General features: G+C 62.0%; 17 protein-coding genes. 11 read left to right on the top strand and 6 right to left on the bottom strand.

The genetic code is table 11. From position 1 onward, the window contains the following. Positions 1-603 precede the first annotated feature (603 nt). The 3 genes from ACI2JX_RS22645 to ACI2JX_RS22635 form a co-directional block, all read right to left on the bottom strand. On the bottom strand, positions 604-3,414 hold the full coding sequence (locus ACI2JX_RS22645; protein WP_404691020.1) for an FAD-binding and (Fe-S)-binding domain-containing protein: 2,811 nt from the start codon (positions 3,412-3,414) through the stop codon (positions 604-606). A gap of 77 nt (positions 3,415-3,491) precedes the next feature. Then, entirely contained in the window at positions 3,492-4,637 is a 1,146-nt protein-coding gene (lldD, locus tag ACI2JX_RS22640; protein WP_404691019.1) for an FMN-dependent L-lactate dehydrogenase LldD, read from the bottom strand. 69 nt (positions 4,638-4,706) lie between these two features. Continuing rightward, a complete protein-coding gene (locus ACI2JX_RS22635) occupies positions 4,707-6,377 on the bottom strand; it encodes a lactate permease LctP family transporter (protein WP_368972100.1) in 1,671 nt (556 codons plus the stop codon). A 255-nt stretch (positions 6,378-6,632) separates the two neighbouring features. Here ACI2JX_RS22635 and ACI2JX_RS22630 point away from each other — a divergent pair, with 255 nt between their 5' ends. Further along, positions 6,633-7,400, top strand: a complete 768-nt coding sequence (locus ACI2JX_RS22630; protein ID WP_186556513.1) for an FCD domain-containing protein — start codon at positions 6,633-6,635, stop codon at positions 7,398-7,400. 120 nt (positions 7,401-7,520) lie between these two features. Here the strand turns inward: ACI2JX_RS22630 and smpB are convergent, their stop codons facing one another. Beyond that, a complete protein-coding gene (gene smpB, locus ACI2JX_RS22625) occupies positions 7,521-8,003 on the bottom strand; it encodes an SsrA-binding protein SmpB (RefSeq protein ID WP_186556512.1) in 483 nt (160 codons plus the stop codon). A 162-nt stretch (positions 8,004-8,165) separates the two neighbouring features. Between smpB and ACI2JX_RS22620 the strand changes: the two genes are divergently transcribed. Further along, positions 8,166-8,600, top strand: a complete 435-nt coding sequence (locus ACI2JX_RS22620) for a type II toxin-antitoxin system RatA family toxin (protein ID WP_264236903.1) — start codon at positions 8,166-8,168, stop codon at positions 8,598-8,600. A gap of 66 nt (positions 8,601-8,666) precedes the next feature. Here ACI2JX_RS22620 and ACI2JX_RS22615 read toward each other — a convergent pair whose 3' ends face one another. Continuing rightward, positions 8,667-9,197, bottom strand: coding sequence for an outer membrane protein assembly factor BamE (locus ACI2JX_RS22615; RefSeq protein WP_264236904.1), 531 nt, complete (start codon positions 9,195-9,197; stop codon positions 8,667-8,669). A 97-nt stretch (positions 9,198-9,294) separates the two neighbouring features. Here ACI2JX_RS22615 and fur point away from each other — a divergent pair, with 97 nt between their 5' ends. Then, positions 9,295-9,699 (top strand): ferric iron uptake transcriptional regulator, encoded by a 405-nt coding sequence (gene fur / locus ACI2JX_RS22610; protein ID WP_186556509.1) that lies wholly within the window; start codon positions 9,295-9,297, stop codon positions 9,697-9,699. A 300-nt stretch (positions 9,700-9,999) separates the two neighbouring features. On the opposite strand, the gene recN is transcribed toward fur, so the two are convergent. Then, complete coding sequence (gene recN, locus ACI2JX_RS22605) at positions 10,000-11,673, bottom strand: DNA repair protein RecN (protein ID WP_264236905.1); 1,674 nt, start codon at positions 11,671-11,673, stop codon at positions 10,000-10,002. Between the two features lie 190 nt (positions 11,674-11,863). On the opposite strand from recN, the gene grpE reads away from it, so the two are divergent. From grpE to ACI2JX_RS22565, 8 genes are all read left to right on the top strand, one after another. Then, positions 11,864-12,418: a nucleotide exchange factor GrpE gene (gene grpE / locus ACI2JX_RS22600; RefSeq protein ID WP_264236906.1), complete on the top strand. Its 555-nt coding sequence runs from the start codon at positions 11,864-11,866 to the stop codon at positions 12,416-12,418. 102 nt (positions 12,419-12,520) lie between these two features. Then, positions 12,521-14,449 (top strand): molecular chaperone DnaK, encoded by a 1,929-nt coding sequence (dnaK, locus tag ACI2JX_RS22595; RefSeq protein ID WP_186556506.1) that lies wholly within the window; start codon positions 12,521-12,523, stop codon positions 14,447-14,449. Between the two features lie 199 nt (positions 14,450-14,648). Further along, on the top strand, positions 14,649-15,773 hold the full coding sequence (gene dnaJ / locus ACI2JX_RS22590) for a molecular chaperone DnaJ (protein ID WP_186556505.1): 1,125 nt from the start codon (positions 14,649-14,651) through the stop codon (positions 15,771-15,773). A 13-nt stretch (positions 15,774-15,786) separates the two neighbouring features. Next, positions 15,787-16,590, top strand: coding sequence for a 4-hydroxy-tetrahydrodipicolinate reductase (gene dapB / locus ACI2JX_RS22585; protein ID WP_312154695.1), 804 nt, complete (start codon positions 15,787-15,789; stop codon positions 16,588-16,590). 332 nt (positions 16,591-16,922) lie between these two features. After that, on the top strand, positions 16,923-18,059 hold the full coding sequence (carA, locus tag ACI2JX_RS22580; protein WP_186556503.1) for a glutamine-hydrolyzing carbamoyl-phosphate synthase small subunit: 1,137 nt from the start codon (positions 16,923-16,925) through the stop codon (positions 18,057-18,059). 105 nt (positions 18,060-18,164) lie between these two features. Next, positions 18,165-21,386, top strand: a complete 3,222-nt coding sequence (carB, locus tag ACI2JX_RS22575; protein WP_264236908.1) for a carbamoyl-phosphate synthase large subunit — start codon at positions 18,165-18,167, stop codon at positions 21,384-21,386. After that, positions 21,383-21,865 carry a transcription elongation factor GreA gene (gene greA, locus ACI2JX_RS22570; RefSeq protein WP_404691018.1) on the top strand — a complete coding sequence of 161 codons (483 nt, stop codon included), beginning with the start codon at positions 21,383-21,385 and terminating at the stop codon, positions 21,863-21,865. The genes carB and greA overlap by 4 nt, the downstream gene beginning before the upstream one ends. Next, positions 21,843-22,292, top strand: coding sequence for an MFS transporter (locus ACI2JX_RS22565; RefSeq protein ID WP_404691017.1), 450 nt, complete (start codon positions 21,843-21,845; stop codon positions 22,290-22,292). The genes greA and ACI2JX_RS22565 overlap by 23 nt, the downstream gene beginning before the upstream one ends. Positions 22,293-22,299: the final 7 nt, after the last annotated feature.

Below are 22,299 nucleotides of genomic sequence, written 5' to 3'. Positions count from 1 at the left end.
GCTGCCATATGGCTACAGCTAGGTCTCAGGCTCTCACACCCGGTCGCCTAAAACGACGACCCGAGGAAATTAGCCCTGATGCTCGTGCTCAACAACAGCGAAACGGCTGTAGCGGTCGTAGGGTAATTCCCAAGCGTGGTTGAGCTGAAGTATTTGGTTGCAGGTTCGGAAATGTCTTACGGCTGGAGGCCGTAGGCGAGGGCTTTGCCCTCGATCGCAGGCAAGCCAGCTCCCACAGGGTTCGCGGCGGCTATGGATGAACTGTTCATTCAGATCCACAGGGTTCGCGGCAGCTATGGATGAACTGTTCATTCAGATCCACGGGGTTCGCGGCGGCTATGGATGAAGTGTTCATTCAGATCCACGGGGTTCGCGGCGGCTATGGATGAAGTGTTCATTCAGATCCACGGTGTTCGCGGCGGCTATGGATGAAGTGTTCATTCAGATCCAAGGGGTTCGCGGCGGCTATGGATGAAGTGTTCATTCAGATCCACGGTGTTCGCGGCGGCTATGGATGAAGTGTTCATTCAGATCCCCGCAAAGGGCCCGGGGCGATCATGGATGATGTGATCATTCAGGTCGCCCCACAAACACCGCGCTCGATCAGATACTCCGCGCCCGGGTCACGCGGTCTACCAGATAGACCAGCCCGTGATAGTCGATCCCGCTGTGGCTCGACAGGCCAATCTCGCAGGTGCGGCTGGTCGAGATGCCTTCGCTGCAGTACTGCACCGCATCCTTGAGGCTGCGCAGCGAGTGGGCGTTGAGCTCTGGGGTGGTGAAGCCTTTGTCGCCGGCGAAGCCGCAGCAGTGAATGCCTTCGGGGATCACCACCTGTTTGCTGCAGCGCCGCGCCAGGTCGATCAGCGCCTGGCTTTCGCCCAGGTGCTGGGTGCTGCAGGTGACATGCACGGCCACCGGCTCCTCCTGGGGGGTGAACTCCAGGCGCTCGAGCAGGTGGGTGCGGATGAAGCGCACCGGGTCGTACAGGTCCAGGCGGGTTTCGCCCAGGTCTTGCACCAGGCGCAAGGTGCAGGGGCTGGTGTCGCAGTAGATCGGGTCAAGCCCGCCGCGGCTGGCATGCAGCAGGGCGTTGATCAGCTCCTGGCGTTTGTGCTCGGCCTGCTCGGCGTAGCCTTTGGAGGCGAACGGCTGGCCGCAGCACAGGCTGTCGGCGTTGTCGGGGAACACCACCTGGTAACCGGCTTTCTCCAGCAGGGCGCGGGTCTTGTCGAGCAGCGAACTTTGCTCGCGGTCGGCGTAGGCCGGGCCCATGACCCGCGATACGCAGGCGGCCAGGTACACCACCCGTGGCCGGGCGTCGTTGCTTGCCGGGCCGAAGTCGATGGCGCGCAGTGGCTGCGGCATCGCTGGGGTCCACTGCGGCAGGCGGCCGTTGCTGGCTTTGCTCAATGAGGCGCTGATCCGCCCCAGACGTGGCGCACCGAGTAGCTTGCGTGCGCCGTTGGCGGCGGCCAGGGTGAAGCGGGCGCCGCGTAGGGCGGTGTGGAAGTGCTCGGCCAGCCAGTCGGCGGTCTTCTCGTGCTCGGCGGCCTGGCCGCGCAGTTTCTTCACCAGCTCGCCGGTGTTGATGCCGACCGGGCAGCGCTGGGCGCACAGGCCAGTGGCGGCGCAGGTGTCGATGCCTTGGTATTGATAGCTGCGCAGCAGTTCGCGCACGTCTTCGCCGGCGCGCTTCTTGGCCTGGATGTCGCGCCACATGACGATGCGTTGGCGCGGGCTGAGGGTCAGGCCTTTGGACGGGCAGACCGGTTCGCAGAAGCCGCACTCGATGCACTTGTCGACGATCTCGTCGGCCGCCGGCAGGGGCTTGAGGTGCTTGAGGTGGATGGCTGGGTCTTCGCTCAGGACCACGTCCGGGTTGAGGATGCCGTTGGGGTCGAGCAGGCGTTTGAGCTGCCACATCAGTTGGTAGGCGTCATGCCCCCATTCCAGCTCGACGAAGGGCGCCATGTTGCGTCCGGTGCCGTGCTCGGCCTTGAGCGAGCCGCCAAATTCGACCGCCACCAGCTGCGCGACGTCATCCATGAACGCTTGATAGCGCGCCACTTCTTGCGCGCTGTTGAAGCCTTGGGTGAAGACGAAGTGCAGGTTGCCTTCCAGCGCGTGGCCGAAAATGATCGCCTCGTCGTAGTGGTGCTTGTCGAACAGCTGGATCAGCCGGTTGACGCCTTCGGCCAGTTGCTCGACCGGGAAGGTCACGTCTTCGATGATCACCGTGGTGCCGGTCTGGCGTACTGCGCCGACGGCAGGGAAGGTGTCTTTGCGGATCTTCCACAGCAGGTTGTACACGGCCGGGTCTTCGCTGAAGTCGACTTTCTGCTCCAGCGGGAAGTCGGCGATCGAGGCCATGATCAGTTCGAGTTGCTCGTGCAGCAGGCTCTGGCTGGCGGCGCGCGACTCGATCAGCAGGGCGCAGGCGTTGTCCGACAGCGCCTTGACCCACACCGGCATGCCGGGCATGTCCTGTACCGAACGCAGGCTGCGGCGGTCGAGCAATTCGACCGCAGAAACCGGCTGGCGCTTGAGCACCGTCACCGCCTTGCAGCAGCTTTCCACGGTCGGGAAGACGATCAGTGCCGAGGCCTTGTGCGGGTGGTCGAGCACCGTGTCGTAGGTCACCGCGCTGATAAAGCCCAGGGTGCCTTCGGAACCGACCAGCAGGTGCTGCAGGATATCCAGCGGTTGGTCGTAGTCCACCAGTGCGTTGAGCGACAGACCTGTGGTGTTCTTCAGGCGGTATTTGTGGCGGATCTTGGCCGCCAGTTCGCTGTTGGCGCGGGTCTCGCGGCCGAGCCGGGCCAGTTCGCCGAGCAGCTCGGCGTGGCTCTGTTCGAAGGCGGCGACGCTGGCCGGGTCTTCACTGTCCAGGCGGGTGCCGTCGGCCAGTACCAGGCGCAGGCCGGCGAGGGTGTGATAGGTGTTTTGCGCAGTGCCGCAGCACATGCCGCTGGCGTTGTTGGCGACGATGCCGCCGATCTTGCAGGCGTTGATCGAGGCCGGGTCGGGGCCGATCTTGCGCCCGAACGGGGCCAGCCAGGCGTTGGCCTGGGCGCCGATCACGCCGGGTTGCAGGCGGATCTGCTCGCCCTGGCGACGGATCTCTTTGCCGTTCCAGTTATCCCCCAGCACGATCAACACCGAGTCGCTGATGGCCTGGCCAGACAGGCTGGTGCCGGCGGCGCGGAAGGTCACTGGCACGCGCTCGCGCTGGGCCAGGTGCAGCAGGCCGACCACCTCGTCCTCGGACTCGACCCTCACTACCAGCTTGGGGATCAGCCTATAGAAGCTGGCATCGGTGCCAAAGGCCAGGGTCGAGGTCGGGTCGTCAAAACGGCGGTCTGCGGGGATCAGGCGCTCGGCATCTCTGAGGAACGCGGCGGGCAAGCTCATGCAATCTCCTCGCGGGGCCGTCGCGTCTGTTGCGCGAGGTGCCCCGGTGATTATCAGGCGGTATTGGGTGCAGGCGTTCAGGCGCCCAGTTCGCGCACCAGCGAATCGCGTGTGATCTCGCTGATCGACTTGGCGCCGGTGAGCACCATGGCGACGCGCATTTCTTTTTCGAACAGTTCGAGCAGGTTCTTCACCCCGGCTTCGCCATGGGTGGCCAGGGCCCAGAGGAAGGCGCGGCCGATCAGCACGCTGTCGGCGCCGAGGGCGATCATGCGTACGACGTCCAGGCCGCTGCGGATGCCGGAGTCGGCGAGGATCTTGATCTCGCCTTTGACCGCATCGGCAATCGCCGGCAGGGCGCGGGCGCTCGACAGCACGCCGTCGAGCTGGCGGCCACCGTGGTTGGACACGACGATGCCGTCGGCGCCGAACTTGACGGCGTCACGGGCGTCATCCGGGTCGAGGATGCCCTTGATGATCATCGGGCCGTCCCAGAACTCGCGGATCCACTCCAGGTCTTTCCAGGAGATCGACGGGTCGAAGTTGTTGCCCAGCCAGCCGATGTAGTCGGCCAGGCCCGTGGGGTTGCCCCGATAAGTGGAGATGTTGCCCAAGTCGTGCGGGCGGCCCATCACGCCGACATCCCAGGCCCACTCGGGGTGGGTCATGGCTTGCAGCACCCGGCGCAGCGGGCCGTTCTTGCCGCTCATGCCGGAGTGGGCATCGCGATAGCGCGCGCCGGGTACGGGCATGTCGACGGTGAACACCAGCGTCTTGACCCCAGCGGCCTTGGCCCGCTCCAGGGCGTTGCGCATGAAGCCGCGGTCCTTGAGCACGTACAGCTGGAACCACATCGGCCGGTTGATGGCCGGGGCGACTTCTTCGATCGGGCACACCGACACCGTCGACATGGTGAACGGAATGCCGTGGGCGGCTGCCGCACGCGCCGCCTGCACTTCGCCGCGGCGGGCGTACATGCCGGTCAGGCCGACCGGAGCCAGGGCGACCGGCATGCTCAAGGTCTCGCCGAACAGTTGCGTCTGAAGGCTCAGCTCGGACATGTTTTTCAGCACGCGCTGACGCAGGGCGATGCTGGCCAGGTCTTCGACGTTATGGCGCAGGGTGTACTCGGCGTAGGCGCCACCGTCGGCGTAGTGGAACAGGAACGGCGGCAGCTTGCGCTGGGCCGCGGCGCGATAGTCGGTGGAGGCAGAAATGATCATGGAATCTCGCTGCAAAGGTTGAAAGGGGCGGCTGCCGGATGCGCCGCGACGCATCCGGCCCCTGTCACTTTAGTGGTGAACCAGCATGCCGGTGAGCCAGTACGCCTGGACCAGGGTGATCAGGCCGACGATGGTGGCGAAGAACAGGCTGTGCTTGACGGTGAAGCGGAACAGGTCCGATTCCTTGCCGACCAGGCCAGTCGCGGCGCAGGCCACGGCGATCGATTGCGGCGAGATCATCTTGCCGGTCACGCCGCCGCTGGTGTTGGCCGCTACCAGCAGGGTGTCGCTGACCCCGATCTGGTGCGCAGTGGTGGCCTGCAGCGAGCCGAACAGGGCGTTGGACGAGGTGTCCGAGCCGGTCAGGAATACGCCCAGCCAGCCCAGGAACGGCGAGAAGAACGGGAACGCAGCGCCGGTGCCCGCCAGGACCAGGGCCATGGTCGAGGACATGCCCGAGTAGTTGGTGACGAAGGCGAAGGCCAGCACCATGCCGATCGACAGGATCGGCCAGCGCAGCTCCCAGAAGGTCTCTTTTAAAGTGGTCAGACCAGTTTTGAAGTTGATCTTCAGCACTGCCATGGAAATCAGTGCGGAGAGGAAGATCGCCGTGCCAGTGGCCGAGATCGGGTCGAGCTTGAACACTGCTGGCATTGCAGTCGGTGCAGCGACGATCGGAGCGGTCTTGATCACCAGCTGGTCGAGGTGCGGGATGGCGAAGTTGAACACGAAGTTGTACATCGCGCCGCCCGGGGCGAAGGCGGCCTTGAATGGCTTCAGGGTCCAGATGGTCACCAGCACGGTGAGGATCAGGAACGGCGACCAGGCCTTGAAGATTTCACCCAGGCTGTACGGCGAAGGCTGGCTGCCGCTGGACTGCACCACGGCGGCGCCGACGCTGCCCTTGGCTTCGGCGAACGAGCGCTTGGGCTGCCACACTTTCAGGAACAGGGTCAGCGCTACCAGGCTGGCCAGGGCCGAGGTGATGTCCGGCAGTTCTGGGCCGATGAAGTTCGAGGTGAAGTACTGGGTCACGGCGAAGCTCAGGCCGGCGACCAGGGCGGCAGGCCAGGTTTCTTTGACGCCGCGCAGGCCGTCCATCATGAACACCAGCCAGAACGGCACGAACAGCGACAGCAGCGGCAGCTGGCGGCCGGTCATGGCGCCGATGTGGAAGGCGTCGATGCCAGTCACTTGGCCGGCGACGATGATCGGGATGCCGAGCGCGCCGAACGCAACGGGCGCGGTGTTGGCGATCAGGCACAGGCCGGCGGCATACAGTGGGTTGAAGCCCAGGCCCACCAGCAGCGCGGCCGTGATGGCCACCGGGGCGCCGAAGCCGGCTGCGCCTTCGAGGAAGGCGCCGAAGCAGAAGCCGATCAGCAGCACTTGCAGGCGTTGGTCGTCGGTAATCGACAGCACCGAGCTGCGGATCACTTCGAACTGGCCGCTCTTGACCGTCAGTTTGTACAGGAACACCGCGGCAACGATGATCCAGGCAATTGGCCAGAGGCCGTAGAGGAAGCCATAACCAGCGGCGGCCAGGGCCATGTCCACCGGCATGTTGAAGGCGAAGATCGCTACCAGGATCGACAGCCCGAGCGTGATGCTACCGGCCACGTGGCCTTTGAGGCGGAACACGGCGAGGGCGAGGAAGAAGAATACGATGGGAATGACCGCCGCCAGTGCGGACAGGCCAAGGCTTCCCAGAGGGGTATAGAGTTGTTGCCAGGTTTGCATATGGGGTGGCCCCTAATTGTTGTTGGTCAGCACTGGCATTGGATAATTGGTAAGACCAATTTACAATGTCTGGACGCTAGGTTAAAAGCGTGGCTGCGGCTGTGTCAATTTGTCTCGCGGCAAACTTTGGTCGGATGCCGATGAACGGGCCGTTGTCGGTGGGCGAAAATCGCCAACTGATGCGTGTCGGTTGCGCCTGGATAGGCCAGAATAGGCGCCCCCGAAATCGGTACGGGGGTTTGTGGAGAGCATGTGATGGTTTTTGATCAGGTCCGCCAACGGCGCCTGTCCGACGACATTGTCGAGCGGCTGGAAGGGATGATTCTCGAAGGGACGCTGACCTCGGGTCAGCGCTTGCCGGCTGAGCGCGTTCTGGCCGAGCAGTTCGGCGTGTCGCGCCCATCGCTGCGTGAGGCGATCCAGAAATTGGTGGCCAAGGGCTTGTTGGTCAGCCGCCAGGGCGGTGGCAACTATGTTGCGGCCTCGCTCGGCGCGACCTTCAGCGACCCGCTGCTGCAGTTGCTCGAGCACAGCCCTGAGGCGCAGCGCGATTTGCTCGAGTTTCGCCACACGCTGGAGGCGTCATGCGCCTACTACGCGGCGCAGCGGGCGACCGAGCCTGATCGTGAGCGGCTCAAGGCAGCCTTCGATGCGTTGCAAGATTGCTATTCGCGCAAGGACGAAGTCAGCCGGGCGGAGGAGGGCGCGGCGGATGCCAGTTTCCACCTGGCGATTGCCGAGGCCAGCCACAACGCCGTGTTGCTGCATACCATCCGGGGGTTGTTCGACCTGCTCAAGCGCAACGTGGTGACCAACATTGGTGGCATGTATCAGCAGCGTTCAGAGACGCGCGACATGCTCATCAGCCAGCATCGCGAGCTGTATCAGGCGATTGTCGAGGGGCGGGCGGAAGAGGCGCGTGAGGTGTCGAGCCGGCACATTCTGTATGTGCAGGAGGTGCTCGAAGAGGCGCAGCAAGAGGCACAGCGCGTGGCGCGGGCAGAGCGGCGCAGCGGACGCTAAGAAACTGCGCCCCCACAAGCAGCGCATGACCCTGTAGGAGCGGGCTTGCCCGCGATGGCGGCGGTACATTCACCATCGCTATCGCGGGGCAAGCCCGCTCCCACAGCGGGTGAGCAGGAATTAGTCTTCCTTGCCCTTGTTGCGCACCGCACGCTGGATCTCGCGGTTGGAATCGCGCTCGCGCTGGGTATCGCGCTTGTCGAATTCCTTCTTGCCCTTACCTAGCGCGATCTCGCACTTGATCAGGTGCTTGCTCCAGTACAGCGCCAAGGCCACACAGGTGTAGCCTTTCTGCGCCACAGCTGCTTCCAGGCGCTCAAGCTCGCGCTTGTTCAGCAGCAGTTTGCGCGTACGGATCGGGTCGGCGATCACGTGGGTGCTGGCGGCGGTCAGCGGGGTGATGTGGCTGCCGAACAGCCAGGCTTCGCCATCCTTGAGCAGCACGTAGCTGTCGGTCAGGTGCGCCTTGCCGGCCCGCAGGCTCTTTACTTCCCAGCCGGACAGGACCAGCCCGGCCTCGAACTTGTGTTCGATGAAGTAATCGTGTCGCGCTTTCTTGTTTTGCGCGATGGTCCCGGTCGGATGTTTCTTTTGCTTAGCCATAGGGGCCGCATTATAGGCAGTCGTCGCGTCGTCGGCTATGGGATTTCGGTGTGCTTGAGCCTGCGGATCGAATCCCGGACAATGCAGGCGCTGTGCAATGCGCAGAACCTGTTTTCGGTGCGCTGAGAAGCGCCGCCGCCCAGCCTTGGAAGTGACGCCTGGATGACAACCCATATTCAACGTTCCGCCCTGCTGCCGTACCCTGCCCAGGCGCTCTACGATCTGGTCAACGATGTGGCCAGCTACCCGCAGTTTCTGCCTTGGTGCTCGGCCTCGACAGTGATCGAGAGCAGCGAAACCCACATGCGGGCGCGGCTGGAAGTGGCCAAGGGCGGCATGAGCCAGCAGTTCGTGACGAGCAATGTGCTGGTGCCGGGGCAGTCGATCGAGATGAACCTTGAAGAAGGCCCGTTCAGCCAGTTGCATGGTGTATGGGTGTTCAAGGCGCTGGGCGACAAGGCCTGCAAGATCAGCCTCGATCTCTCTTTCGACTATGCCGGGCCTCTGGTGCGAGCGACCCTCGGCCCGCTGTTCAACCAGGCGGCCAATACCCTGGTCGATGCCTTCTGCCAGCGCGCCAAGCAGCTCAATAGCTGAAGCTTCGGTAAATAGCAGGCACAAAAAAGCCCGGACCTTGCTCCGGGCTTTTTATTAACGCCGGCGTTATTGCGGGTTGGTGTCCAGCGGGGCTGGGGTCGGCACCGGCGTGGTTTCGATGGTGTCGATCTCGCGCTGAATCGACTCCTCGACCGAACCTGGCTTGGCCGGCTTCTCTTCTGGCTGAGTCGGCTGGCCTGGTTGGGCGTTCGGGCTGACAGTGGTGTCGCCGCTGCCACCCAGGATCTCCTGATCGCGGCTGACGCCTGGCATGAAGTCGCCGGACAGGCTCACCAGCTGATCGCTTTCGTTGAAGAAGATGCTCATACGCTCCTGCTGACGCTTACCGCCGCCAGGTTGCAGGCTGTAGAGATAATCCCAGCGATTGGTGTTGAACGTGTCCTGAATCAGCGGGTTGCCCATGATAAACCTTACTTGCCGTCGGGTCATTCCGGGGCGTAATTGGTCTATCATGTCCTGCGTGACGACATTGCCCTGCTGGATGTCGATTTTGTAAACCCCGGGAAACGAGCAACCGGCGAGTGCGAGCAGTCCCACAATGGTGAGGCTGGTTAGCAAGAGCTTGGACTTTTGCATCGGTGGGCGACTTCCACTATCTTGGCTGGACAACGTAAACCCCGATCATACCCGTATTAAGAGAAGCTGCGAAGCAGCATCGGCGAGAAAGCTGACCATGGTTGAAAATAGCGAACTGCGCAAAGCTGGTCTCAAGGTGACACTGCCTCGAGTAAAGATCCTTCAGATGCTGGACTCCACCGAGCAGCGTCACATGAGTGCCGAGGATGTCTACAAGGCGCTGATGGAAGCAGGTGAGGACGTCGGTCTGGCGACCGTCTACCGCGTATTGACTCAGTTCGAAGCGGCGGGTTTGGTTGTTCGCCACAACTTCGACGGCGGTCACGCGGTGTTTGAATTGGCTGATGGCGGCCACCACGACCATATGGTCAACCTGGACACCAATGAAGTCATCGAGTTTTTCGATTCGGAAATCGAAAAGCGCCAGAAAGAGATCGTGGCCGAGCACGGCTACGAGCTGGTGGACCACAATCTGGTCCTGTATGTACGTAAGAAGAAGTAACGATTTCGATCGTTATCAAGCACAAAGGCGACCCTCGGGTCGCCTTTGTGCTTTCTGGCTGAGCTGAAACTGTCAGGGTCCCTTTAGGGCGCCGCTGAACCCTGTGGGAGCGGGCTTGCCCGCGAACGAGGGCGAAGCCCTCGCCGTGCACTGAGGGTGCTGCAACAGGCCTCTTCGCGGGCAAGCCCGCTCCCACAGGAATGGCGTTGATCTGGTGGGTTGCGGTGTGTCTGGCACATCGGACCCTGTGGGAGCGGGCTTGCCCGCGAAGGGCCGCACAGCGGCCCCAATACGCCTATTTCAGGCCTTACCGCTGACCACCATCTTGCGCGCATGCGCCAGCGATTCCTTGGTCAGGTCAATCCCGCCCAGCATCCGCGCCACTTCCTCGACCCGTTCACGCTTGCCCAGGTTGGCCACTGCGGTATGGGTGGTCTCGCTGTTGCGCACCTTGTGCACGAACAGGTGATGATGCCCCTGCGCCGCCACCTGCGGCAGGTGGGTCACTGTCAGCACCTGGCCGCGTTCGCCGAGCCGCCGCAGCAGCTGGCCCACGATCTCGGCGGTAGGCCCGCCAATCCCTACGTCCACTTCATCGAACACCAGGGTCGGAATTCGCGAGGTCTGGGCGGTGATCACCTGAATCGCCAGGCTGATCCGCGACAGTTCACCACCCGAGGCCACCTTGGCCAGGCCCTTCAATGGCTGCCCGGGGTTGGCGCTGACCAGCAGTTCGATCTGCTCCAGGCCGTGCGGTGACGGCTCGGGGCTGTCGAACGGCGTGAGCTCGATACAGAAGCGCCCGCCAGGCATACCCAGGCGCTGGACTTCCTGCTCTACCGCTGTGGCCAATTGTTTGGCGGCCTGCTGGCGCAGTGCGCTCAACTCGACAGCTTTGTCCTGATAATGTTGGGCGTAGGCTGCCAGTTCTTCGCCCAGGCGTTCGATGGATTCGTCGCTGGCATTGAGCCCTTCGAGCTCCTCCATCAGGCGCTGCTGCAGGTGCGGCAGCTCAGTGGGGTGCACACGGTGTTTGCGCGCCAGCGTATAGATAGTATCGAGCCGCTCTTCCAGGGCTTGTAGGCGCATCGGGTCGGCGTCGAAGTTATCGAGGAAGCGGTTGAGTTCGCCAACCGCTTCCTCTACCTGGATCTGTGCGCTGGCGATCAGGGTGGCGGCCTCGCCCAAGGCCTTGGGGGCGCTGGCTACTGCAGTGAGACGGTTGAGGCTGACGGTCAGTGCGTTGAGCACATTGCCCGAATCGCTTTCGCTGCATTGATCGATGACCTGGCGGCAGATGCCGAACAGCGCTTCGGCATTGGTCAGGCTTTTATGTTCCTGCTCCAGCTGCTCCAGTTCGTTCTCGCCCAGGCCGAGGTTGTCCAGCTCCTCGAGCTGATAGCTGAGCAGTTGCTGGCGTGCGCGTTGCTCGTCGCCCGAGTTGGACAGGCGCTCGAGCTCCTGGCGGGTCTGGCGCCAGCGCTGTGCGGCCAGTTGCACCTGGCGGGACAGGTCGATCGCGCCGGCATACTCATCGACCAGGCGGCGGTGGGTGTCGGTCTTGAGTAGCGATTGGTGTTCGTGCTGGCTGTGGATGTCGATCAACAGCTCACCCAGCGCCTTGAGGTCGCCAAGTGGGCACGGCGTGCCGTTGATATAGCCGCGGCTGCGCCCTTCGGCGGTGATCACCCGGCGCAGGATGCACGGGCCGTCGCTTTCCAGGTCGCGCTCGCTCAGCCATACGCTGGCTTCGGGGATGTCGACCAAATCGAAGGTGGCGAGGATGTCTGCCTTGTCCGCGCCGGGGCGCACCACGCCGCTGTCGGCCCGGTCACCCAGGGCCAGGCCCAGGGCGTCGAGCATGATCGATTTACCGGCGCCGGTTTCGCCGGTGATCACACTCATGCCGCGAGCGAGCTCGAGGTCCAGGTGTTCGACGATGGCGTAGTTATGAATGGACAGGTGGACCAGCATGAGGGCGCTCCCGAAGGTCATGTCTGGATATTTATACAGTGCTTTTTGCCTGGCTGACAATGCCCGTTTGGAGATTGATTTGTCACCACGGAAAGCTGTCTGCCCCTTGAACCTGATTTTTACGACCCCATATAGCCGACAGACAAGGCGAGTACGTCTCGCATACCAGAAATTGCGGAGGAGATAGCCAATGGCTGACGAACAGCTGGATCCACAAACCCCTAACACCGAAGAGGCAGGTTCTGAGGATCTCGGTACCCGCGTCCAGGTGCTCGAGGAGCAGCTGGCCGCCGCCAAGGACCAGTCCCTGCGCGTTGCCGCAGACCTGCAGAACGTGCGTCGCCGCGCTGAGCAGGATGTCGAGAAGGCACACAAGTTCGCCCTGGAGAAGTTTGCCGGCGACCTGCTGCCTGTGATCGACAGCCTGGAGCGTGGCCTGGAGTTGTCCAGTGCCGACGACGAAACCATCAAGCCGATGCGCGAAGGTATCGAGCTGACCCTGAAGATGTTCCACGACACCCTCAAGCGCTACAACCTTGAGGCTGTCGACCCGCACGGCGAGCCGTTCAACGCCGAGCACCACCAGGCCATGGCCATGGAAGAAAGCCACGAGGTCGAGCCCAACAGCGTGCTCAAGGTGTTCCAGAAGGGTTATCTGCTCAACGGCCGCCTGCTGCGCCCCGCCATGGTGGTGGTCAGCAAGTCGCCTGCTGCAGCTCAACCTTCGATCGATGAAAAGGCTTGAAATCCTCTGGGGCGTCCCCATTTAGGTGTCAAGCATTCAAGTATTACCGCAGTTGGCCAATGTAGTCGCTGCTAGCTAATTCAAAGTTTCGGGAGAGTTAACATGGGTAAAATCATCGGTATCGACCTGGGGACCACCAACTCGTGCGTCTCCATCCTGGAAAACGGTAACGTCAAGGTTATCGAGAACGCCGAAGGCGCGCGTACTACCCCTTCGATCATCGCCTACGCTAACGATGGCGAGATCCTGGTGGGTCAGTCGGCCAAGCGCCAGGCGGTCACCAACCCGCACAACACCCTGTACGCGGTAAAGCGTCTGATCGGTCGCCGCTTCGACGAAGAAGTCGTGCAAAAAGACATTCAGATGGTCCCGTACAAGATCGTCAAGGCTGACAACAACGACGCCTGGGTCGAAGTCAACGGCCAGAAAATGGCGCCGCCACAGATCTCTGCCGAGATCCTGAAAAAGATGAAGAAGACCGCCGAAGACTACCTCGGCGAGCCTGTCACCGAAGCGGTCATCACCGTTCCGGCTTACTTCAACGACAGCCAGCGTCAAGCCACCAAGGATGCCGGTCGCATCGCCGGTCTTGACGTAAAACGTATCATCAACGAACCAACCGCAGCTGCACTGGCTTACGGTATGGACAAGGCCAAGGGCGATCACACCGTGATCGTTTATGACCTGGGTGGTGGTACCTTCGACGTTTCGGTCATCGAAATCGCCGAAGTCGATGGCGAGCATCAGTTTGAAGTTCTGGCCACCAACGGTGACACCTTCCTTGGTGGTGAAGACTTCGACATTCGCCTGATCGACTACCTCGTCGACGAGTTCAAGAAAGAAACCGGCATGAACCTCAAGGGTGACCCGCTGGCGATGCAGCGCCTGAAAGAAGCTGCGGAAAAGGCCAAGATCGAGCTGTCCTCGAGCCAGCAGACCGACGTCAACCTGCCGTACATCACTGCAGATGCCACCGGTCCTAAGCACCTGAACGTGAAGATCTCCCGCGCCAAGCTGGAGTCGCTGGTAGAAGACCTGGTGCAGCGCACCATCGAGCCTTGCCGTATCGCTCTGAAAGATGCCGGTATCGACGTGGGTTCGATCAACGACGTGATCCTGGTCGGCGGCCAGACCCGTATGCCGCTGGTGCAGAAAGCGGTTACCGATTTCTTCGGCAAAGAAGCACGTAAAGACGTCAACCCGGATGAAGCGGTTGCCATGGGTGCTGCCATCCAAGGCGCGGTTCTGGCTGGCGATGTCAAGGACGTACTGCTGCTGGACGTCAGCCCGCTGACCCTGGGTATCGAAACCATGGGCGGCGTGATGACTGCGCTGATCGAGAAGAACACCACCATCCCGACCAAGAAGTCGCAGGTGTTCTCCACCGCTGACGACAACCAAAGCGCTGTGACCATTCACGTGCTGCAGGGTGAGCGTAAGCAGGCTGCGCAGAACAAGTCGCTGGGTAAATTCGACCTCGCCGACATCCCACCAGCACCACGTGGCGTGCCGCAGATCGAAGTGACCTTCGACATCGACGCCAACGGTATCCTGCACGTAGGTGCCAAGGACAAGGCGACTGGCAAGACTCAGTCGATCGTGATCAAGGCCAACTCCGGTCTGTCTGATGAAGAAATTCAGCAGATGATCCGCGACGCTGAGGCGAACTCGGAAGAAGACCGCAAGTTCGAAGAGCTGGCCGCTGCCCGTAACCAGGGTGATGCGCTGGTCCACTCGACGCGCAAAATGGTCGCTGACGCCGGTGACAAGGTTACCGCTGAAGAGAAAACCGCGATCGAAGCTGCCCTGGTTGCCCTGGAAGCCGCTGTCAAAGGCGACGACAAGGCTGCGATCGAAGCCAAGGTCGAGGAGCTGTCCAAGGTCTCCGCCCCGGTTGCTCAGAAGATGTACGCCGAGCAGGCAGCTGAGCAGCCTCAGGGCGGCGCCCAGCAGCAGGCTGAGCCGGAAGCCAAGCACGATGACGTGGTTGACGCCGAGTTCGAAGAAGTGAAAGACAACAACAAGCAGTAATCCCTGCAAGTTGTCGCCCAGCCACCGCCGTATGGCGGTGAGCTGGTAGGATGTCGCCGCGCGGGGGCTTGCTCCCGCGTTGGCGTATCTGTAATTCGAGAATTTTTACAGCATCTGTCAGCGGCCATTTTAGTTGGCGGCAGACAGGAGCTGATGGCGCGGCGCGGATGCCGAACGCCCAACAAGGTGCAAATGACCTATGTCCAAGCGTGATTATTATGAGGTCCTGGGTGTCGAGCGCGGCGCCAGCGAAGCAGACCTCAAGAAAGCTTATCGCCGGCTGGCGATGAAGTACCACCCGGACCGTAATCCGGGCGATAAAGAGTCCGAAGACATGTTCAAGGAGGCCAACGAGGCCTACGAAGTGCTGTCTGATGCGAGCAAGCGCGCAGCGTTCGACCAGTATGGTCACGCCGGTGTCGATCCGAGCATGGGCGGCGGCGGTGCAGGCTTTGGCGGCGCCAACTTCTCCGACATCTTTGGCGATGTGTTCAGTGACTTCTTCGGGGGTGGTCGCGGCGGTGGACGTGGCGGCGCGCAGCGCGGCAGCGACCTGCGCTACACCCTGGAGATCAATCTGGAAGAAGCGGTGCGCGGTACCACGGTCAATATCCGGGTGCCGACACTGGTCAACTGCGAGCCATGTGACGGCAGTGGCGCGAAGAAGGGTTCGACCCCGTCGACTTGCCCAACCTGCGGTGGTATCGGCCAGGTGCGCATGCAGCAGGGCTTCTTCTCGGTGCAGCAAACCTGTCCGCGCTGCCATGGCCAGGGCAAGATCATCACCGATCCGTGTAATTCCTGCCATGGCGAAGGTCGGGTCGAGGAATACAAGACCCTGTCGGTCAAGGTGCCGGCTGGCGTCGATACCGGCGACCGTATTCGCCTGTCGGGCGAAGGCGAGGCGGGTGCTCACGGCGGCCCGACTGGCGATCTGTATGTGGTGATCAACGTGCGTGAGCACGCGATCTTCCAGCGCGACGGCAAGCACCTGTACTGCGAAGTGCCGATCAGCTACACCGACGCTGCCCTGGGTGGTGAGCTGGAAGTACCGACCCTCGACGGTCGGGTCAAGCTGAAGATCCCGGAAGGTACCCAGACCGGTAAGCAGTTCCGTCTGCGCGGCAAGGGCGTAGCCCCGGTACGTGGTGGCGCGGCCGGCGACCTGCTGTGCCGCGTGGCGGTGGAAACCCCGGTCAACCTCAGCCGTCGTCAGCGTGAGCTGCTCGAAGAGCTGCGTGACTCGCTCGAAGGTGACAGCTCTCATTCGCCCAAGGCCAGCGGTTGGTTCGAGGGTGTGAAGCGCTTCTTCGGCGATCTCTGAGAAGGAATAGGCTATGCGACGTATTGCGGTAATGGGTGCAGCGGGGCGGATGGGCAAGACCCTGATCGAGGCTGTGCAGCAAACTCCGGGTGCTGGGCTGACGGCGGCGATCGATCGCCCAGATAGCTCGCTGGTCGGCGCCGATGCGGGTGAGCTGGCGGCGCTGGGTCGGATTGGCGTGTTGCTGTCCGACGACCTGGCCAAGGTCGTTGAAGAATTCGACGTGCTGATCGACTTCACTCACCCTTCGGTGACCCTGAAGAACCTGGCGTTCTGCCGCAAGCACGGCAAGGCGATGATCATCGGCACGACCGGCTTCTCTGTCGAAGAGAAGCAGCTGCTGGCCGAGGCGGGCAAAGAGATTCCGATCGTATTCGCGGCCAACTTCAGCGTTGGCGTCAACCTCAGCCTCAAACTGCTGGATATGGCAGCGCGGGTGCTGGGCGATGAGGTCGATATCGAGATCATCGAAGCTCACCACCGGCACAAGGTCGATGCGCCTTCGGGTACCGCCCTGCGCATGGGTGAAGTGGTTGCCAATGCGCTGGGTCGTGACCTGCAGGAAGTGGCGGTGTATGGCCGTGAAGGCCAGACCGGTGCGCGTGATCGCAAGACCATTGGCTTCGCCACTGTGCGCGCTGGCGATGTAGTGGGTGATCACACTGTGCTGTTCGCGGCTGAAGGCGAGCGCCTGGAAATCACCCATAAGGCTTCCAGCCGGATGACCTTCGCCAAGGGCGCGGTGCGTGCCGCGCTGTGGCTGGATGGCCGCGAGCCGGGGCTGTACGACATGCAGGACGTGCTCGAGCTGCGTTGAATCAATTGGGTCGGTGGTGCCTGCTTCGCGGGCAAGCCCGCTCCCACAAGGTGCGCGTCGTACCCACATATGTGGGTGTGCAGGGTCCTGTGGGAGCGGGCTTGCCCGCGAATGGGTCGACTCGGTATGAGGGCAGCTGTCGCAATCCTGTGTTTTAGAGACACATATGCGGTAGACCGAAAACCCTCATTCCTGTAAGCTACAGCTTTAGTGTGTCCACTAAAAGCGCGCAGAGAAATTCAGCACATGAAGCGGGGTGACGTGTCCATACGTCACTCCGCTTTTTTGCAACCTGCGATCGCCCTTTCAGGCTTGATTTACGGGAGGTCTTCTTGACTAAGCCAGCCATACTCGCCCTTGCCGATGGCAGCATTTTTCGCGGTGAAGCCATCGGAGCCGACGGGCAGACCGTTGGTGAGGTGGTGTTCAACACCGCTATGACCGGCTACCAGGAAATCCTTACAGACCCTTCCTACGCCCAGCAAATCGTTACCCTGACTTACCCGCACATCGGCAACACCGGTACGACTCCGGAAGACGCCGAATCCAACCGCGTCTGGTCTGCCGGCCTGGTCATCCGTGACCTGCCGCTGGTGGCGAGCAACTGGCGTAAGACCCAGTCGCTGTCCGAGTACCTGAAAGAACACAACGTCGTCGCCATCGCCGGCATCGACACCCGCCGCCTGACCCGCATCCTGCGTGAAAAGGGCGCCCAGAACGGTTGCATCCTCGCCGGTGATAACATCAGCGAAGAAGCCGCTATCGCTGCTGCTCGCGGCTTCCCAGGCCTGAAGGGCATGGACCTGGCCAAGGTCGTTTCCACCAAGGAACGCTACGAGTGGCGCTCCAGCGTGTGGGAGCTGAAAACCGACAGCCACCCGACCATCGAAGCTGCCGACCTGCCGTACCACGTGGTTGCCTTCGACTACGGCGTCAAACTGAACATCCTGCGCATGCTGGTCGCCCGTGGCTGCCGCGTGACTGTGGTGCCAGCCCAGACCCCGGCCAGCGAAGTGCTCGCGCTCAATCCGGATGGCGTGTTCCTGTCCAATGGCCCTGGTGACCCCGAGCCGTGCGACTACGCCATCCAGGCAATCAAGGAAATCCTCGAAACCGAGATTCCGGTATTCGGCATCTGCCTCGGCCACCAGCTGCTGGCCCTGGCGTCCGGCGCCAAGACCGTGAAAATGGGCCACGGTCACCACGGTGCCAACCACCCGGTCCAGGACTTGGACACCGGCGTGGTCATGATCACCAGCCAGAACCACGGTTTTGCTGTTGACGAAGCCACCCTGCCGGGCAACGTGCGCGCCATTCACAAGTCGCTGTTCGATGGCACCCTGCAGGGTATCGAGCGCACCGACAAGAGCGCGTTCAGCTTCCAGGGCCACCCTGAAGCGAGCCCTGGCCCGACCGACGTCGCGCCACTGTTCGATCGTTTCACCGATGCCATGGCCAAGCGCCGCTGAGCATCCTGCTTCAAGGCCCCGGGCCGGCTCGCGCCGCGCCCGGATGCGCCTGACCCAGATTGTTCAAAGCGGCTTGCCGACTGACCCCGGATTTGAGTGACCACCATGCCAAAACGTACAGACATCAAAAGCATCCTGATTCTCGGTGCCGGCCCGATCGTGATCGGCCAGGCCTGCGAATTCGACTACTCCGGCGCCCAGGCCTGCAAGGCCCTGCGCGAGGAAGGTTTCCGCGTCATCCTGGTGAACTCCAACCCAGCCACCATCATGACCGACCCGGCCATGGCCGACGCCACCTACATCGAGCCGATCAAGTGGCAGTCGGTGGCCAAGATCATCGAGAAAGAGCGCCCGGACGCCGTTCTGCCGACCATGGGTGGCCAGACCGCACTGAACTGCGCCCTGGACCTGGAGCGCCACGGCGTTCTGGAGAAGTTCGGCGTAGAGATGATCGGTGCCAACGCCGACACCATCGACAAGGCTGAAGACCGTTCGCGCTTCGACAAGGCCATGAAGGACATCGGCCTGGAATGCCCGCGCTCCGGTATCGCCCACAGCATGGAAGAGGCCAATGCGGTCCTCGAGAAGCTCGGCTTCCCATGCATCATTCGCCCGTCGTTCACCATGGGTGGCACTGGCGGTGGTATCGCTTACAACCGTGAAGAGTTCGAAGAAATCTGCACCCGTGGTCTGGACCTGTCGCCGACCAAAGAGCTGCTGATCGACGAATCGCTGATCGGCTGGAAAGAGTACGAGATGGAAGTGGTCCGCGACAAAAAGGACAACTGCATCATCGTCTGCTCGATCGAAAACTTCGACCCGATGGGCGTGCACACCGGTGACTCGATCACCGTTGCTCCAGCGCAGACCCTGACCGACAAGGAATACCAGATCATGCGCAACGCCTCGCTGGCGGTGCTGCGTGAAATCGGTGTCGAAACCGGCGGTTCCAACGTGCAGTTCGGTATCTGCCCGAACACCGGCCGCATGGTCGTCATCGAGATGAACCCGCGCGTATCGCGTTCGTCCGCCCTGGCTTCCAAGGCCACCGGCTTCCCGATCGCCAAGATCGCCGCCAAGCTGGCCATTGGTTACACCCTCGACGAGCTGCAAAACGATATCACCGGCGGCCGCACCCCGGCTTCCTTCGAGCCGTCGATCGACTACGTCGTCACCAAGCTGCCACGCTTTGCCTTCGAGAAATTCCCGAAAGCCGACGCGCGCCTGACCACCCAGATGAAATCCGTGGGTGAAGTCATGGCCATCGGCCGTACCTTCCAGGAGTCCCTGCAGAAAGCCCTGCGTGGCCTGGAAGTCGGTGCCTGCGGCCTGGACCCGAAAGTCGACCTGGCCAGCCCGGAAGCTGCCGGCATCCTCAAGCGCGAGCTGACCGTGCCGGGCGCCGAGCGTATCTGGTACGTCGCCGATGCCATGCGTTCGGGCATGACTTGCGAAGAAATCTTTGCCCTGACCGGTATCGACATGTGGTTCCTGGTGCAGATGGAAGATCTGATCAAGGAAGAAGAGAAGGTCAAGACCCTGGCCCTGTCGGCCATCGACAAAGACCTGATGCTGCGCCTCAAGCGCAAAGGTTTCTCTGACCAGCGTCTGGCCAAGCTGCTGGGTATCACCGACAAGAACCTGCGCCGTCACCGCCACAAGCTGGAAGTGTTCCCGGTATACAAGCGCGTCGACACCTGCGCCGCCGAGTTCGCCACCGACACCGCCTACCTGTACTCCACCTACGAGGAAGAGTGCGAGGCTAACCCGTCCACCCGCGACAAGATCATGATCCTGGGTGGCGGCCCGAACCGTATTGGCCAAGGTATCGAGTTCGACTACTGCTGCGTACACGCCGCCCTGGCGCTGCGTGAAGACGGTTACGAGACCATCATGGTCAACTGCAACCCGGAAACCGTCTCCACCGACTACGACACCTCCGACCGTCTGTACTTCGAGCCACTGACGCTGGAAGACGTGCTGGAAGTGTGCCGCGTCGAGAAGCCAAAAGGCGTGATCGTCCACTACGGCGGCCAGACCCCGCTGAAACTGGCGCGTGCCCTGGAAGAAGCCGGCGTACCGATCATCGGTACCAGCCCGGATGCCATCGACCGTGCCGAAGACCGTGAGCGCTTCCAGCAGATGGTTCAGCGTCTGAACCTGCTGCAGCCGCCAAACGCCACCGTGCGCAGCGAAGAAGAAGCCATCCGCGCTGCTGGCAGCATCGGTTACCCGCTGGTTGTGCGCCCGTCGTACGTACTGGGCGGCCGCGCCATGGAAATCGTCTACGAACTGGACGAGCTCAAGCGCTACCTGCGTGAAGCGGTACAGGTGTCGAACGACAGCCCGGTACTGCTCGACCACTTCCTTAACTGCGCCATCGAGATGGACGTGGATGCCGTGTGCGACGGCACTGACGTGGTGATCGGCGCGATCATGCAGCACATCGAGCAGGCCGGCGTTCACTCCGGCGACTCGGCGTGCTCGCTGCCACCTTACTCGCTGAGCAAGGAAGTGCAGGACGAAGTCCGCGTACAGGTCGCCAAAATGGCCCTGGAGCTGGGCGTTGTCGGCCTGATGAACGTGCAGCTGGCCCTGCAGGGCGACAAGATCTATGTGATCGAAGTCAACCCGCGCGCCTCGCGTACCGTGCCGTTCGTGTCCAAGTGCATTGGCACTTCCCTGGCCATGATCGCTGCCCGGGTAATGGCCGGCAAAACCCTGAAAGAGCTGGGCTTCACCCAGGAAATCATCCCGAACTTCTACAGCGTCAAGGAAGCCGTCTTCCCGTTCGCCAAGTTCCCGGGGGTTGACCCGATCCTCGGCCCTGAGATGAAATCGACTGGTGAAGTCATGGGCGTCGGTGACACCTTCGGTGAAGCGTTCGCCAAAGCCCAGATGGGTGCCAGCGAAGTGCTGCCGACCGGTGGTACCGCGTTCATCAGCGTGCGTGACGACGACAAGCCACAAGTGGCTGGCGTTGCCCGCGACCTGATCGCCCTGGGCTTCGAAGTGGTTGCAACTGTCGGCACCGCCAAGGTTATCGAAGCGGCTGGCCTGAAGGTGCGCCGTGTGAACAAGGTGACCGAAGGTCGTCCTCACGTGGTCGACATGATCAAGAACGACGAAGTGTCGCTGATCATCAACACCACCGAAGGCCGCCAGTCGATCGCTGACTCCTACTCGATTCGTCGCAATGCGCTGCAGCACAAGATTTACTGCACAACTACCATTGCGGCCGGTGAAGCCATCTGTGAAGCGCTGAAATTCGGCCCTGAAAAGACCGTTCGTCGCTTGCAGGATCTGCATGCAGGACTCAAAGCATGAGCATTACCAAGTACCCGATGACCGTCCAGGGCGCTCGCGCCCTGGAAGAAGAGCACCTGTTCTTGAGCAAGACCGAGCGTCCGCGCTTGAGTCAGGCTATTGGCGAAGCCCGCGAGCTGGGCGATCTCAAGGAAAACGCCGAATACCATGCCGCTCGTGAGGAGCAGGGCATGGTCGAAGCGCGCATCCGCGACATCGAAGGCCGTCTGCAGAACTCGGTAGTCATCGATGTAACCACCATTGCCCACACTGGCAAGGTCATCTTCGGCACTACTGTCGACTTGGAAAACACCGAGACCGGTGACCAGGTGACTTACCAGATCGTTGGTGAGGATGAAGCGGACGTCAAGCAGGGCAAGCTCTCGGTCGTCGCCCCAATCGCTCGTGCCATCATTGGCAAGGAAGAGGGTGATACCGTGGTGATCAAAACGCCAAGCGGCACGGTCGAGTACGAGATTGTCCAAGTCAAGCACATCTGACCGGCGCCAGCGCGCGCCATCCCTCGAGGGGATCCTCTGGCAGCTGGCCCAGGTATTCTGGGTCGGCGGCTTGTGGGTATTCCATGTGGGCTTGGTGCCGGCGCTCAAGGTCAGTGGCCTGGCGCCGTTGCTGGTGCACGACGTGGCTGGGCAGATCGACCGTTGGTTGATTGGCGTGGCTTGGCTCGGGTTGATGACCCAGCTGGCGGTGTTGGCGAGGGTGGAGGGCCTGGCGGCCTGGTGGCGGCAATTTCGCGGCCAGATGCTGCTGCTCGGCTTTGCTGCCTGCGTCAGCTACTACACGCTACGCTATGGGATGTCCGTGGGCGAACGTTGGCAGATGTTCTGCTTTTTGGTGCTGGGTTTCTCCGGCATCGTGCTGGTGGCCCAGCCGGTACCGGTCAGGGCGCGCAAGGCGCGCCACTGATCGGAGC

This window comes from Pseudomonas sp. NPDC088890 (assembly GCF_044900155.1).
Classification (GTDB): Bacteria; Pseudomonadota; Gammaproteobacteria; order Pseudomonadales; family Pseudomonadaceae; genus Aquipseudomonas; species Aquipseudomonas urmiensis.
This window is presented reverse-complemented; position numbering and strand designations above follow the sequence as displayed.

Coding starts and splice junctions, on each gene's coding strand:
- greA (WP_404691018.1), top strand. CDS start 21,383: ATGAGCATTACCAAGTACCCGATGACCGTCCAGGGCGCTCGCGCCCTG.
- dnaJ (WP_186556505.1), top strand. CDS start 14,649: ATGTCCAAGCGTGATTATTATGAGGTCCTGGGTGTCGAGCGCGGCGCC.
- fur (WP_186556509.1), top strand. CDS start 9,295: ATGGTTGAAAATAGCGAACTGCGCAAAGCTGGTCTCAAGGTGACACTG.
- ACI2JX_RS22635 (WP_368972100.1), bottom strand. CDS start 6,377: ATGCAAACCTGGCAACAACTCTATACCCCTCTGGGAAGCCTTGGCCTG.
- dapB (WP_312154695.1), top strand. CDS start 15,787: ATGCGACGTATTGCGGTAATGGGTGCAGCGGGGCGGATGGGCAAGACC.
- dnaK (WP_186556506.1), top strand. CDS start 12,521: ATGGGTAAAATCATCGGTATCGACCTGGGGACCACCAACTCGTGCGTC.
- carB (WP_264236908.1), top strand. CDS start 18,165: ATGCCAAAACGTACAGACATCAAAAGCATCCTGATTCTCGGTGCCGGC.
- lldD (WP_404691019.1), bottom strand. CDS start 4,637: ATGATCATTTCTGCCTCCACCGACTATCGCGCCGCGGCCCAGCGCAAG.
- grpE (WP_264236906.1), top strand. CDS start 11,864: ATGGCTGACGAACAGCTGGATCCACAAACCCCTAACACCGAAGAGGCA.
- ACI2JX_RS22630 (WP_186556513.1), top strand. CDS start 6,633: ATGGTTTTTGATCAGGTCCGCCAACGGCGCCTGTCCGACGACATTGTC.
- ACI2JX_RS22615 (WP_264236904.1), bottom strand. CDS start 9,197: ATGCAAAAGTCCAAGCTCTTGCTAACCAGCCTCACCATTGTGGGACTG.
- ACI2JX_RS22645 (WP_404691020.1), bottom strand. CDS start 3,414: ATGAGCTTGCCCGCCGCGTTCCTCAGAGATGCCGAGCGCCTGATCCCC.
- ACI2JX_RS22620 (WP_264236903.1), top strand. CDS start 8,166: ATGACAACCCATATTCAACGTTCCGCCCTGCTGCCGTACCCTGCCCAG.
- smpB (WP_186556512.1), bottom strand. CDS start 8,003: ATGGCTAAGCAAAAGAAACATCCGACCGGGACCATCGCGCAAAACAAG.
- recN (WP_264236905.1), bottom strand. CDS start 11,673: ATGCTGGTCCACCTGTCCATTCATAACTACGCCATCGTCGAACACCTG.